General features: G+C 54.8%; 12 protein-coding genes and 1 pseudogene. 9 read left to right on the top strand and 4 right to left on the bottom strand.

Features of this window, described 5'->3' with window-relative positions; genetic code table 11:
- Window positions 1–69: 69 nt before the first annotated feature.
- The 8 genes and pseudogenes from WG219_07545 to WG219_07580 all read left to right on the top strand — a co-directional run bounded on the left by WG219_07545 (window position 70) and on the right by WG219_07580 (window position 7,907).
- Window positions 70–420 (top strand): flagellar protein FlaG, encoded by a 351-nt coding sequence (locus WG219_07545; GenBank protein ID WXL27297.1) that lies wholly within the window; start codon window positions 70–72, stop codon window positions 418–420.
- Between the two features lie 75 nt (window positions 421–495).
- A complete protein-coding gene (gene fliD, locus WG219_07550) occupies window positions 496–2,229 on the top strand; it encodes a flagellar filament capping protein FliD (GenBank protein WXL27298.1) in 1,734 nt (577 codons plus the stop codon).
- Window positions 2,229–2,621: a flagellar export chaperone FliS gene (gene fliS, locus WG219_07555; protein ID WXL27299.1), complete on the top strand. Its 393-nt coding sequence runs from the start codon at window positions 2,229–2,231 to the stop codon at window positions 2,619–2,621. The genes fliD and fliS (WG219_07555) overlap by 1 nt, the downstream gene beginning before the upstream one ends.
- Window positions 2,622–2,702: 81 nt before the next feature.
- Entirely contained in the window at window positions 2,703–3,083 is a 381-nt protein-coding gene (gene fliS / locus WG219_07560; GenBank protein ID WXL27300.1) for a flagellar export chaperone FliS, read from the top strand.
- Window positions 3,084–3,105: 22 nt separating this feature from the next.
- Window positions 3,106–3,402 (top strand): flagellar protein FliT, encoded by a 297-nt coding sequence (gene fliT, locus WG219_07565; protein WXL27301.1) that lies wholly within the window; start codon window positions 3,106–3,108, stop codon window positions 3,400–3,402.
- A gap of 242 nt (window positions 3,403–3,644) precedes the next feature.
- Window positions 3,645–5,114 (top strand): sigma-54 dependent transcriptional regulator, encoded by a 1,470-nt coding sequence (locus WG219_07570; GenBank protein WXL27302.1) that lies wholly within the window; start codon window positions 3,645–3,647, stop codon window positions 5,112–5,114.
- 255 nt (window positions 5,115–5,369) lie between these two features.
- Window positions 5,370–6,506 (top strand): annotated as a pseudogene (locus WG219_07575) (ATP-binding protein).
- A gap of 6 nt (window positions 6,507–6,512) precedes the next feature.
- Window positions 6,513–7,907, top strand: a complete 1,395-nt coding sequence (locus tag WG219_07580) for a sigma-54 dependent transcriptional regulator (GenBank protein ID WXL27303.1) — start codon at window positions 6,513–6,515, stop codon at window positions 7,905–7,907.
- Between the two features lie 49 nt (window positions 7,908–7,956).
- Here WG219_07580 and lapD read toward each other — a convergent pair whose 3' ends face one another.
- The 4 genes from lapD to WG219_07600 form a co-directional block, all read right to left on the bottom strand.
- Complete coding sequence (gene lapD, locus WG219_07585; protein WXL27304.1) at window positions 7,957–9,912, bottom strand: cyclic di-GMP receptor LapD; 1,956 nt, start codon at window positions 9,910–9,912, stop codon at window positions 7,957–7,959.
- Window positions 9,913–9,920: 8 nt separating this feature from the next.
- Complete coding sequence (gene lapG, locus WG219_07590; GenBank protein WXL27305.1) at window positions 9,921–10,613, bottom strand: cysteine protease LapG; 693 nt, start codon at window positions 10,611–10,613, stop codon at window positions 9,921–9,923.
- Window positions 10,614–10,747: 134 nt separating this feature from the next.
- Window positions 10,748–11,146 carry a YbaN family protein gene (locus WG219_07595; protein WXL27306.1) on the bottom strand — a complete coding sequence of 133 codons (399 nt, stop codon included), beginning with the start codon at window positions 11,144–11,146 and terminating at the stop codon, window positions 10,748–10,750.
- Between the two features lie 15 nt (window positions 11,147–11,161).
- On the bottom strand, window positions 11,162–11,749 hold the full coding sequence (locus WG219_07600; protein ID WXL27307.1) for a YecA family protein: 588 nt from the start codon (window positions 11,747–11,749) through the stop codon (window positions 11,162–11,164).
- Between the two features lie 165 nt (window positions 11,750–11,914).
- Here WG219_07600 and recQ point away from each other — a divergent pair, with 165 nt between their 5' ends.
- Window positions 11,915–14,041 (top strand): DNA helicase RecQ, encoded by a 2,127-nt coding sequence (gene recQ, locus WG219_07605; GenBank protein ID WXL27308.1) that lies wholly within the window; start codon window positions 11,915–11,917, stop codon window positions 14,039–14,041.
- Window positions 14,042–14,083 lie beyond the last annotated feature (42 nt).

Here is a 14,083-nt window from a genome sequence, read left to right on the forward strand (position 1 = left end):
ATAATAAGCTAGACTTCGGGGGGATGAGCTGAGCTCTTTCCCCCGTTGCCTCATTCTGAGGAGAGGATTATGGATACCAGATCTATTGCCAATACAGCTACAGCGTCAGTCACTGCTGACAGTCGCGTTTCTGGTACTACTGCTGGTGCAGCCCTCGCTGAACAGCAGCGCAATGTGTTGAATGCTGGCCGTGGTTCTCGTGAAGATTTAGAAGCAGCGGTGGCTACAATTAGTGACTTTGTCCAGTCTGTAAGTCGCAGCCTTAATTTTTCCCTTGAGGAGGGTAGCGGTCGGGTGGTTGTTAAAGTCACCGACAGCGGTTCTGGCGATGTAATTCGGCAGATTCCTTCTGAGGAAGCGTTGCAGCTGGCTGAGAACCTTTCTGAGGTTCGCAGTCTGCTGTTCAAGGCCGAGGCCTGACCCACAAGGTTGGCACGGCTTTTGATTGTTCTTCCCTAACAAGGATTGGCAGTCACATTTTTGGCGAGGTGAATCATGGCTGGTATCTCAGGTCTGGGGTCAGGGATTGATATCCAGGAAATGGTCAGTAAGCTGGTGGCTGTGGAGCGTGCTCCTAAGCAAAACCAAATTACCAAGCAGCAGACTGCTGCTGAGTCCAAGATATCAGCCTTGGGCACATTGTATTCAGCTGTTAATGAGCTGGGCACTGCACTGCAGAACCTGAATAAGGCCTCTGCATTTCAGAAACAGAGTGTATCGTCATCCAACTCATCGGTTTTAACGGTTACCTCTGACGGCAACATCCCGCCCAGCAAATTCAGCTTGCAGGTGCAACAGCTAGCCTCCAGCAGCAAGGTGGTGTTGCCCTCTGTTACGGGGGGCTCATCCGCTTCATTTAATACCGGCTCATTGTCCATCAGTGCTGGCGATAGCAGCATTGAGGTCAATATCACCGAACAGAACAACAGTCTGCTTGGCATTCGTGATGCTATTAATGCTGCGGGCGATAGCAAAGGTATTAGTGCAAGTATCGTTACAGACTCGTCCGGCTCTCGGTTGGTGCTGAGCTCATCCAAAACGGGCGAGGGGAACGATCTTAAAGTCAGTGTCACTGAGGATGGTGCGGCCTCTGGCAGCAACTCGTTGAAGGCGCTGGGCTTTACTGGGGGTAGCAGCACGACCCAACTGCCGCAAGTTGAGGGTGGTGCGGCCGCGACCTTCAAACAGGGTACCCTGACAATTGCCAGTGGGGCTGTAAGCCTTGGTATTGATGTTGACGCCGAGGACTCTCTCGACGCAATCATGCAGAAAATCAATGCTGCCGGTGCATCCCAGGGCATCAGTGCTTCCATTGAAACCGTTAAGGATGGCTCTCGGCTGGTGATTCACTCCAGCAACGGTGAGGACCTGACCGTCACTGCGAGCAGTGATGACAGCAGTGCAGGTAGCAACAATCTAAGCGCTCTTGCATCAGTTTCTGGCAGCAACAGTAAAACCATTGATACTGCTAAGTCTGCACTGTTTACGGTAGACGGGCTCGCAGTAAAGAAAGATTCCAACACCATCAGTGACGTTATTGATGGCGTGACAATCAAGCTGACAGGCGTTCAGTCTGCTGATGACATCGCTGCAAATAAAACTGTCGATATCACCGTCAGCCAAGATAGATCCGCTGTTCGTACAAACCTTCAGCAGTTCGTGGATGCTTACAACAAACTGATAAGCACAACTAACAGTCTGACCGTGGTGGTTCCTGCGGCGCAGGAAGGTGAAAACCCGGTTACCGGTGCATTGGTAGGGGACTCATCTGTACGTAACCTTCTTGCAAGTTTACGCAAGGAGATGGTCAGTCTGAACACCAGTGGGACAGGTGTCAGTTCGCTGGCAGAGCTGGGTGTTACCACCCAAAAAGACGGCACCCTCAGCTTGGATAGCAGTAAACTCGATGCGTTTCTGGTTAACAATTTTGATCAGGCTGGCGAGTTCCTCACCGGCACTAATGGTCTGATGGGGCGTCTTGAGTCTGTCACTAAACCCTACTTGGGTACTGACGGCGTAATTAAGCAGCGTGACAGTGCACTTTGGTCGACTAAAGCCGATTTGAAGAAGCAGCAGGAAGTGCTGGATCTGCGTATTGAAAAATTCGAGACTCGCCTGCTTGCGCAATATCAGGCGATGGATAGCCTTGTCGCTCAACTCTCGCGTACAAGCGAAAACCTCACTAATTCTTTAGCCAGCCTGCCTGGCGTAGTTAAACAGGATAAGTAATGAGCAAGGCTCCGATTGACACCTATAAGCAGGTCAACTTGAACCAAGAAGTTTCTCCGCACAAGACTGTTCAGTTACTGCTTGAGGGCGCTTTGCAACGTGTGATGTTAGCCAAGCATGCTCACACTGAGGGTGACACCGAGATTCGTGGCTTGGCAGTAGGCACAACCATCACTATTTTGGGTGTGCTGCAGGCTAGTCTTGATAAAGAGCTCGGGGGTGATATCGCCGAGAATCTGGACTCGCTTTATGACTACATGACGCGCCGTCTGGCGGGAGTTTCCCTCGATAAGACACTGGACTCTCTGGATGAAGTGCAGACGCTGCTCGAGCAGATCAAGACTGCTTGGGATTCCATTGAGCCGGAAGCAGAAACCGCTCTGGAACGCTGATTTGGGTGTTTTCATCGCTAAAGTTTTTCGCTGCTAGGCCGATATTAGGAATATCCACTTAGTAACTAGCGAGAACATGCGATGAACGCTCTGGCGGCCCTCAAGCAATATCAAACCGTCAATACACAGGCTCAGGCAATTGAAGCGAGTCCGCATCGCCTGATTCAGATGTTGATGGAGGGCGGTTTGACTCGAATCGCTCAGGCGCGTGGCGCAATGGAGCGTGGGCAGACTGCAATGAAGGGTGAGCTGATCAGCAAGGCCATCGGAATTATCGGTGGCCTACGCCAGGGGCTAAACCTCGAAGTCGGTGGCGAAATTGCCACCAATCTGGATAATCTGTACGAATATATGGCTGGGCGTCTGGTTGAAGCTAATGTGCACAATCAAGTCGAACCCCTGGATGAGGTGGCTGGCCTGTTGCGTAATGTGAAATCAGGCTGGGACGCCATTGCGCAGTAATGCGTTGGTAGAGGAAGGTTTAATGAGCTCATCTGTGCAGCGTCTTGAAGAAACCGGCAGTGCCCTGCGTCAGGCATTAGTCAGTCGGGACTGGGCAGCCATTGGTGAGTTGGATCTGCAATGCCGCCAGGCTGTTGATGAAGTCATGGTCGAATCAGTGGCGGATGAACAGCTGCTTCAGTCGCGTATGCAGGATTTGCTGGACTTGTATCGTGAGCTTGTAAGCGTCTGTCAGGCAGAGCAACGCCGCTTGGCTCAGGAAATGGTGCAGATCAATCAGTCCAAGCAGGGCGCCAAGGTTTATCAGTTCTTCAGCTAAATTCGCTTTCTTTAAGGCCGGTGCCAAAATGCACCGGCTCCTCTCTGTATTTCTGCACTTATCACAACTTCCAAAACTTATTGTTCAGCTGAGGTTTGCAACTGCTGCTGGTCAACGAGTTTTGTACGCCATAAAATTGACATTGCCACCGAAATTGACTTTACTAGTGGCTAATTAATATCGTTGACCCTGAAGGTTGGGTTAGTGACGCATTTTCCACTTCGGGAACAGCAGACTTACTTATGTGGCGTGAGACGAAGATTCTCCTGATTGATGACAATAGCGATCGCCGTCGCGATTTAACGGTGATTCTGAACTTTCTTGGGGAAGATCATCTGGCGTGCGACAGCCAGAACTGGCGGCAATGCGTTGCCGAGCTGGAGTCCAGCCGGGAAGTCCTTAGCGTTCTGCTTGGCGAAGTGAAGGCAAAAGGTGGCCTGCTTGAAGTGCTCAAGCAGCTTGCCGGTTGGGACTCGTTCATCCCAACTTTGCTGGTTGGGGAACAGATCTCCGTTGACTGGCCTGAAGAACAGCGCCGCAGCGTGTTGGCCAGCCTTGAGTTGCCGCTCAGCTACAACAAGTTGCTCGATAGTCTGCACCGTGCTCAGGTCTATCGCGAAATGTATGACCAAGCCCGTGAGCGTGGTCGTCAGCGTGAGCCCAACCTGTTCCGCAGTTTGGTCGGTACCAGTCGTGCCATTCAGCAAGTGCGCAAAATGATGCAGCAGGTTGCCGATACCGAGGCCAGTGTATTGATCCTTGGGGAGTCGGGTACGGGCAAAGAGGTGGTCGCCCGTAATCTGCATTACCACTCCAAGCGCCGTGACGCGCCATTCGTGCCGGTCAATTGCGGGGCTATTCCCGCTGAGCTACTGGAAAGCGAATTGTTTGGTCATGAGAAGGGGGCCTTCACCGGTGCGATCACCAGCCGTGCTGGCCGTTTCGAACTGGCCAATGGCGGCACCCTGTTCCTCGACGAAATCGGTGATATGCCGCTGCCGATGCAGGTTAAGCTGTTGCGCGTGTTGCAGGAGCGTACATTTGAGCGTGTTGGCAGTAATAAGACTCAGAATGCGGACGTGCGCATCATCGCTGCAACCCACAAGAATCTGGAACAGATGATTGAGGACGGCAGCTTCCGTGAAGATCTGTACTATCGACTGAACGTCTTCCCGATTGAGATGGCGCCGCTGCGTGAGCGTATTGAGGACATTCCTCTGCTGCTCAACGAGCTGATTTCACGCATGGAAGTGGAAAAGCGCGGGTCGATCCGTTTCAACTCGGCGGCCATCATGTCGCTGTGTCGTCACGACTGGGCGGGAAACGTGCGTGAGCTGGCTAACCTCGTCGAACGCATGGCCATCATGCATCCGTATGGTGTAATTGGCGTTGGCGAGCTACCGAAGAAATTCCGCCACGTCGACGATGAAGACGACGGGATGGTTGCCGGTATTCGTGAGGAGCTGGATGAGCGCTCGTCGTTGATGGCTGGTCTGCCGGGTGTGGATTCCGTGGCCATGTTACCGCCCGAAGGGCTGGACCTTAAGGATTACCTGGGCAACTTGGAGCAGGGGCTGATTCAGCAGGCGCTTGATGATGCCGGTGGCGTCGTGGCCCGAGCTGCTGAACGCCTGCGCATCAGACGTACCACGCTGGTCGAGAAAATGCGCAAGTACGGCATGAGCCGCCGTGAAGATGAGGGTGATGAGTAGCGCCTGCCGCTTCTGTCAGCAACTTGGCGTTTCTCGCATGAATAAGGCCGAAGGTTAATAAAATCTTCGGCCTTATTTTTTAACTCATTGATTTATATCGATTAAATTTTAAGGCACGGGTATTGCTTTAGCTCTCTGCAAATGACTGTCTTCTGACGCCTCGTCACGCGAGAGAACACTATGAGCGCAACTGCCGAACGCCATGATCCGAACCAGGCACTCTGCCGTGAAGCTGAGCACGTTAATCCTGTTGATGTAGAGCAGGCCTACGCTCTATTCAATCAGGTATCCAGCCAGCTCAATACCTCATACGGCTTGCTTGAGGCGCGTGTGAATGAGCTCAAGGGGCAGCTGGAGCTGGCCAGCGCTCAGCGCCTGCAGGAGTTGGCAGAAAAAGAGCGTCTGGCACATCGTCTACAGAGCCTTCTCGATCTGCTGCCTGGCGGTGTCATTGTTCTGGATGCTCAGGGTGTTGTGCGTGAGGCCAATCCAGTTGCTTGTGCTCTATTAGGTAAGCCGCTGGTTGGCATGCTGTGGCGCGACGTAATTATCCGTAATTTTTCGCCCCGCGAAGATGATGGCCACGAAATCTCACTCAAGGATGGCCGCCGCTTATCCATTGCAACCCGCTCTCTGGATGGCGAACCAGGTCAGCTCATCTTGCTGAACGACTTGACCGAAACCCGTCGCTTGCAGGACCAATTGGCCAGGCATGAGCGATTGTCCTCCCTCGGTCGGATGGTCGCATCGCTGGCTCACCAAGTACGCACGCCGCTGTCTGCGGCGATGCTCTATGCAAGTCATTTGGCCGACGAGTCATTAACTGGTGAACAGCAGAAGCGTTTTGCTGCAAGACTCAAGGAGCGCCTATACGAGTTGGAGCATCAGGTGCGCGACATGCTGGTGTTTGCCCGTGGTGAGCTGCCAATGCCGGACCGTCTCTCTCCCAAAGCGTTGTTTGATGCCGTACGTAATGCATCTGAGCCCCATGTGCAGGGGCTGCAAGTCCGTTGGCAATGCGACAGCAACGTAGGTGAAGTGCTGTGTAATCGCGACACCTTGGCGGGTGCCGTGCTTAACCTGATTGAGAACGCGATCCAGGCTAACCCTGACGACCTTCTGCTGAAGGTCCATCTTTACGTTCGTGGCAACACGCTGCGCCTGAGTGTTAGCGACAATGGTCCAGGCGTTGCTCAGGATGCTCTCGAGCGCCTCGGCGAGCCTTTTTTTACCACTAAGACAACAGGAACAGGCCTTGGACTGGCCGTTGTAAAGGCAGTGGCAAAAGCCCACAAAGGTGAATTGTTTTTGCGCTCTCGCCCTGGATTGGGCACCTGCGCAACGCTCAGCCTTCCGCTGATTTGTGCGCCGCAGGCTGTGTTTCAGGAGTAAGTGGGTATGAGCAATAAAATCCTTCTGGTAGAAGACGACCGGGCATTGCGCGAGGCTTTGGCCGATACGCTGAGCATCGCCGGGCATGATTATCGTGCTGTGGATTGTGCTGAATCCGCATTGCAAGCGTTGACTGAAGAAACCTTCAGCCTGGTGATCAGTGATGTGAACATGCCGGGCATGGATGGCCATCAGCTTCTGGCTCGGATTCGTCATAACTACCCACAGTTGCCGGTACTGTTGATGACTGCTTTTGCAGCGGTAGATCGGGCAGTCGATGCCATGCGCCTCGGAGCCGTCGATTACTTGGTCAAACCGTTTGAGCCTAAGGCCTTGCTGGCGCTGGTAGACAAGCATGCATTAGGGCGAGTGAGTCCAGCTGATCAGGCCGGACCGGTGGCAGTGGAGCCTGCCAGCGTGCAATTGTTGGCGCTGGCGGCCCGCGTCGCGCAGAGCGATTCGACCGTATTGATTACTGGCGAATCCGGTACAGGTAAAGAGGTGTTGGCGCAGTACATACATCAGCAATCACCGCGCGCCAGCAAACCCTTTATTGCTATCAACTGCGCGGCGATTCCAGACAACATGCTGGAAGCCACCTTGTTTGGTCATGAGAAAGGTGCCTTCACCGGGGCCATTGCTAGCACGCCAGGCAAATTCGAACTGGCCGAGGGCGGCACGATCTTGCTTGATGAAATTTCTGAAATGCCCCTTGGCCTGCAGGCCAAATTGTTGAGGGTGCTGCAGGAGCGTGAAGTGGAGCGGGTGGGGGCACGTAAACCCATCACGCTAGATATCCGCGTCGTGGCTACCAGTAACCGCGATTTGGCGGCTGAAGTGGCAGCAGGGCGTTTCCGGGAAGACCTGTTTTACCGACTTTCAGTCTTTCCGCTGGCCTGGCGTCCTCTGCGCGAGCGCCCGGCAGACATTGTGCCGCTGGCTGAGCGTCTGCTGGATAAGTACATGAAGAAAATGAATCACGGCCCAATACGCTTGTCCGCAGCAGCTCAAGCCTGTTTGCGCCAGCATGCGTGGCCCGGCAACGTGCGCGAGCTGGACAATGCCATTCAGCGTGCGTTGATCTTGCAGCAAGGTGGGGTGATAGAGCCCGAAGACCTGTGTCTGGATACGGTGATCGGTTTGACCCCAATCAGCGCGCCTTTGCCGCCGTCCCCCGTATCAGCCGTTGCAACTGCGCCAGTGGCAAGTGAGGCGAGTGGCTTGGGGGATGACCTGCGCCGCCATGAGTTCCAGATGATTATCGACACTTTGCGCGCCGAGCGTGGTCGACGTAAGGAGGCTGCTGAGCGGCTGGGCATCAGCCCGCGCACGTTGCGTTACAAGCTGGCGCAGATGCGTGACGCCGGAATGGATGTGGAAGGTTATCTGTTCGCCAGTTAAAGCGACCTAAAAGAAAAGGGCGAGTCACTTGGCTCGCCCTTGATCATCATCAGCTTTTCCAGGGCTCCGGTGCACCCAGCAGACGGCCCATGGCGCCGTAAAGGCCCAGCTCCTTCAGCACAGCAAACTCACCCTCGGTTTCAACCATCTCTGCAATCAGTGGCAGGTCGATGCTGTTGGTGGCGCGGAATACGGCTTCAATAAACAGGCGTTTATCGCTTTCCTGATCAATTGCGCGGATGTAAGCCCCGTCCAGTTTCAGGTAGGCCAGACCCAAGTGGGTCAGGTTGCCGATCAAGCTGAAGCGCCCGCCGAAGTGTTGCAGGCCCAAGTTGCAGCCGCATTCCCGAACGCGTCGGCTTAGCTGGTCAAGCTCAGCGGGCGGCGGCAGATGGCGTTCATCCAACTCCAAGGTCAGCTGAGCCGTCTGTTGAGGATACTGCCTCAACAATTCAATCAGTGCGCTGAAGGCTTGAGGATCACGCACAGTGGCGCTGGACAAGCTCAAAGCTAATGGCGCTGGATGTTGCTGAAGATGAGTCAGGCTATGTTTCAGCATGGCCAAGTCAAAGCGATGCGCCCAGCCCAAACGCTCAATCCACGGCAGAAAACGGCCCGCGGCAATGGCTTCACCCTGAGGATCAAGCAAGCGTGCCAGTACCTTATGGTGCAGCAGCTTGCTGCGTTCGGCGCATTGAATTACAGGCTGAAAGTACAGCTGCAATTTGCCCTGGGTAAGAGCCTCATCAATCCATTCGCGCCATTCGTGAAGGCTCTGGGTGGGTTGTGCACTGAAGTCATCCAGATGTGCCCAGTTACGTTCGCCGTCATTTTGTGACTGAGCCTGAGCCAGTGCCTGATCGGCCCGGCCGATAACTTGAGCAGGTTCTTCACCGGGGCGGAATGTGGTTATCCCGACATGAGCAACCGGATTGCAATCGCTAGCGCCGGTTTGCAGCAAGGTCTGTAGGCCTTCATTAAGGTCATTAGCCAGCTGTTCAGCTTCCTCACTGCCTAAGCCGGGGGCGAGCAAACTGAACTCACCGCCACGGCTGCGTGATGCCAGCCAGCCGGTGCGTTGATGTTGGCTAAGCATGCGTTTGAAGAGTTCGCCGATGGCGGCAATCAGCGCATCGGTGTGCTGGCCGCCAAAGCGCTGGTTGAGACCGGCCAGATCATTTACCCGGAGCAGGAACAGGTAGCCTTCGGTGTTTTGCTCGCTGGTGTCGAGTCGGTTGGTCAGGCTGATGTCGAATTGGCGGCGGTTTGCCAGGCCAGTGATGCTGTCCTGGTAGGCTTCTTCGCGCAGCTTCTCGCTGCGTGAGGCTTCTTCAGCAAAAAGTGTCTTGAGTTTGTCGACCATCTGATTCATGGCGCTTACAACGCGCTTGAGTTCAGGGGTGCGCGGTACTTTGTTCAGGGTGAGAAATTCGCGGCGGCTGATGGCCTGAGCTTGTTGAACCATCTTGTCGAGTGGGCTCAGTTGCTTGCGTAGCAACCATCCTCCCACTAGCGCACTGATGACGCCACACAGCAACAACCAGAGCAAAGTGCCAATGGCGCTGTCCCAAAGACGAGCCAGGGCAAAGTTCGGGTGGCTGATAACCTCAACGCGGGCGGCCTGTTCCCAGCCACGCATGATCAGGGCGTCACCGGGTTGGGGCTGCAAGTTGATTAATCGACTAAACCATGCCGGAACGGTTTCTGCGCTTGTGTCCGATATGTGGCGTTCTACTAGAACCTCATCGTCGGGAATGCGAATCAGGCGGATGCTGGCGAAGTAACCGCTGTCGAAGATCGAGCTGATCATTAGTTCGGACATGGCCATGTCATCCACATGCGGGGTCAGGGAAAGCCCCAGGGCTGTGGCCGCATCCTGCGCGTGGGAGCGCAGCTGGCTGAGCTGTTGTTCACGCGAGCTTTCTACGCCGACGATAAAGCTGCCGGTAAAAGCCACCGCCAATAATAGGCAGATGGCGATAAAAAGCTGTTTGAGCAATGACATGTAGCCTCCTAGCCTTCGCCAATGGCGAAGCCTTCAGTTCGCATTTTTCTGAGCAGATCTTGCCAACGCGAAAGTTTTTTAGTGTCGCTTTTTTTGTTATTGGAACCCGGTAGATACAGGCCTTCAGCATTGAAGGAGTAAACAGGCAGCAGATCTCTGCGCTGTGAGGCCGGTAGAATGTCGTTAATCAGGTTATCCAGCACCAAAGGCTCAGAGGTGGGCGTGGCGTAGTAAGTCAGCACCATGTGCGCCTGGTTGTAATTCAATGCCTTAACGTAGGTGATGCGCAGCTTTTCGCTGGGGATCCCCAGGCGGCGCAGGGTGAAGTATTTGGCGATGGAGTAGTCTTCGCAGTCACCCGAGCCCTTCACCAGCATTTCCACGGGGGTGGCCCAATAATCTTTTTGCCGCCAGACGTTTATGTCGTCAGAGAAGCGAACCTGGCGATTAAAAAAACGGTTGATGTCGTTGAGCTGTTCTCTTTCTTTAGTGCTCAGGCTGGCTTTGATCTGTTCTTCCCAATCGAGTATTCGCTGTTTGCCGCTGCCAAGGCTGCCGTACTGTCTCTCTGCATTTTGGATGATCAGGCCGAAATCCCAGTTGGCAACTGCACTGGCAAGGCCCAGTAGCAGAATGCAGCAGCCCAGCAGCGCCGCTTGGAAGCGCTGAAGCCATCCGCATGTAGTCTGGCAGGCCTGCATAAACCGCGTCTCGATTAGCGGGAGGGTGGATGGAGAAGTTTAGTTTTTATTGTACTAATATACCAACAGAGTACCCACTAGGCCCCTTGGGTGTACAACAGTCCGTACTTAATGGCGCTAGGTCGGTGGCTGGGTTAGCGTTTGCTCAGGGTCTTTTGTCTGAGGATATAGATGGTTACCAGAATGGCGCTGGTAAGCATGAACAGGCGTGCCCAGAACAGCGGGACCACGTAACAGGAAATACTGATGCTCAACCACATCAGCCCGATGGCGTAGACCTTACCCTTGAGTGGAATGCCTTGCCCCTCAAGGTAGTCAACAATCCACGGGCCAAGGTGGCGGTGGTTGATCAGCCACAAATAAAACCGCTCTGAGCTGCGCATAAAGCAGGCAGCGGCAAGCAACAGGAAGGGCGTCGTTGGCAGGACAGGCAGGAAGATGCCGATGACGCCCAACACGACGCTCAGCCAGCCAACGGCCAGCAGAGCGTAGCGAATCAGCGGATTACGCTGTTTTTGGATTTGTCGCGCCATAAGGGTGGCGCAAGCTTAGTGGTGACGGGGCTTCAGCAGCGCAGGTTTCTCTTCCGGTGCATTGCACAGCAAGAAGAGGGCGGTCAGCACGTCTGGGATTTGGTCGACCATGCTGTCTACCAAGTCGCGGTCACGGGCGATATCGGCAAACTCAGGTTGCTCATCGAACAAGCCGGAACCAACCATGATCGGCAACAGCAGTTCGCTGACTTCATCTTCAGCATCGTCAAACCATACGGCTTCGCGCAAGAAGACACCTTCCATAAAACCAATGCACCAGCCGCGCAGTTCGGACTCATCAGGATCATCACCCAGGTCCAAGTCGCATGGAACTTCAGGGTCATCATCACTGGCCAGTTGGCGGGCGATGTGAGCTTGCAGCTGGATCAAGGTGCCTTCGATTTCTTCGCGCTGGGCATCGTCACGGTATTTCGGTGTTTCCGAGAAAAGCGCGTCGATCCACTCGCGCTCCGGGACTTTCTCCGGGCAGATCGAGAGGGCAGTCAGATAGCCGTGGGCGGCAATGTAGTCCAGCGCTTCTTCATGCAACTCGTCAGCATCGAGGAAGGCTTGAAGGCGGGAGAGTTGCTCGGCGAAGGACATTGGGCGCTACCTTAAGGGAATAAACAACGGTGGATTCTAGTCCAGTAGAGCTTTAGCGGCCATAGCTACAGGACAATACCGGCGCATTTCGATGTAAAGCTGATCAGGCCCAGCCGTGGCCGTCGACAGGTGCGTATAATGCGCGGCTTGTTTTGGAGACCCTTCATGCTTGATCAGGCGCAACGCATCCTTAAAGACGTATTCGGCTACGACAGCTTTCGTGGTCGTCAGGGCGCCATTATCGAGCGTGTTGCCAGCGGCGGTGATGCACTGGTACTGATGCCCACAGGAGGCGGTAAGTCCCTGTGTTTTCAAGTCCCGGCTTTGCTGCGTGATGGGTTGGCGGTGGTGGTGTCGCCGCTGATTGCATTGATGGAAGACCAAGTCGCGACCTTGAATGAGCTGGGCGTGGCGGCGGTGGCGCTGAACTCCAGCCTCAGTACGGAAGAACAGATTGAGATCGCCGGACGCATTCGTCGTGGTGAAATCAAATTGCTTTACGTGGCGCCGGAGCGTCTGGTTCAGCCACGAATGCTGAGCTTTCTGGAAGGGCTGGAGATTGCCCTGTTTGCCATTGATGAAGCCCACTGCGTATCACAATGGGGGCATGACTTCCGCCCAGAGTATTTGCAGCTTGGTCAGCTCGCTGAGCTGTTTCCGGATGTACCGCGCATCGCCCTGACGGCCACAGCGGACATGCGTACCCGTGAAGAGATCGTCCAACGTTTACATCTGCAATCAGCGGAGCGCTTTCTTTCCAGCTTTGATCGGCCCAATATCTTTTACCGCATTGTCCCCAAAGAGCAGCCACGTAAACAGTTACTGAGCTTCCTCACTCCGCGTAAAGGGGATGCTGGCATCATCTATTGTCTGTCGCGTAAGAAAGTCGAGGAAGTGGCCAGTTTCCTCTGCGATCAGGGCTTTCCTGCATTGCCTTATCACGCAGGGCTCAGCAACGATCTGCGGGCCTATCACCAGAGGCGCTTCCTCAATGAGGAAGGCTTGATCATGGTGGCAACCATTGCCTTTGGCATGGGCATCGACAAACCCAACGTGCGCTTTGTTGCCCACATGGATTTGCCAAAATCGCTTGAAGCCTACTATCAGGAAACCGGCCGGGCCGGGCGTGATGGTCTTCCGGCGGATGCTTGGATGACCTATGGCTTGCAGGATGTGATCTTCCTCAAGCAGATGCTCAATAACTCTGAAGGTGACGAGCGCCACAAGCGTATTGAACAGCACAAGCTGGATGCCATGCTGGCGTTGTGTGAGGAAACCCGCTGTCGGCGCCAGGCGCTGCTGAAGTACTTCGATGAAGAACTGGAAAAGCCTTGCGGGCACTGTGACAACTGTGTGGATGCCATCCAGACCTGGGATGCGACCGAACCGGCGCGGCAGGCGCTGTCGGCAATCTATCGAACAGGCCAGCGCTTCGGCGTGGGGCATTTAGTGGATGTCTTGCAAGGCCGTGAAAACGATAAGGTGCGCGATCTTGGCCACCAGCACCTGAGTGTGTTCGGCATCGGCAAATCCATGAATGATGGCGAGTGGCGCTCCTTGTTCCGGCAGTTGGTTTCAAGGGGATTGGTGGAGTTGGATCTGGAAGGCTTTGGTGGCCTGCGTTTGTCAGACTCCTGTCGTCCACTACTCAAGGGTGAGGTCAGCCTGCAATTGCGCAGGGACCTCAAGCCTCAGCAAAGTGCGAAGGCTTCAGGCAGCGCAGCGAGCCAGCTGGTTCGCAGTGATGAGAAAACCCTGTGGGAAGCACTGCGTACTCTCCGGCGTAAGCTGGCTGAAGAGCACAGCGTGCCGCCTTATGTGATCTTCCCTGATGCCACTCTGCTGGAAATGCTGCGTAGCAAACCCTCGACACTGCCCGAGATGGCTCAGGTGAGCGGCGTTGGTGCGCGTAAGCTTGAGCGCTATGGCGAAGCTTTCCTCGAAGTACTTAACGGTGGTGAGGAAACGCCAAGAGCAGTGGCTGATCTGCGCCACGAACTGGTCAGTCTGGCCCGCGCCGGGATGACCCCGGCGCAAATCGCCAGCCAGCTAAGTTGCACCGAGAAGTCGGTGTACAGCATGCTCGCTGACGCGATTGGTCGCCAACAGTTGTCCTTGGAGCAAGCACTGGATCTGCCTGAGGAGCTGCTTGGGGAAATTCAGGATGCCTTCCTTGATGGCGAAGGGGAGCTGCCCCCAGTGGCTGAGATTATCGAGCAGTTCGCCGGCCAGGTTGACCCAGGTGTTCTGTACTGTGTGCGGGCTGCTTTACAGGCCGAGTTCGAGGCTTGAGCCAAGCTGGCATCCGTGACAGTGCAAGGTGTTCTTTCCGGT

The sequence above is a fragment of the Pseudomonas mendocina genome, assembly GCA_037482215.1.
GTDB lineage: Bacteria > Pseudomonadota > Gammaproteobacteria > Pseudomonadales > Pseudomonadaceae > Aquipseudomonas > Aquipseudomonas mendocina_E.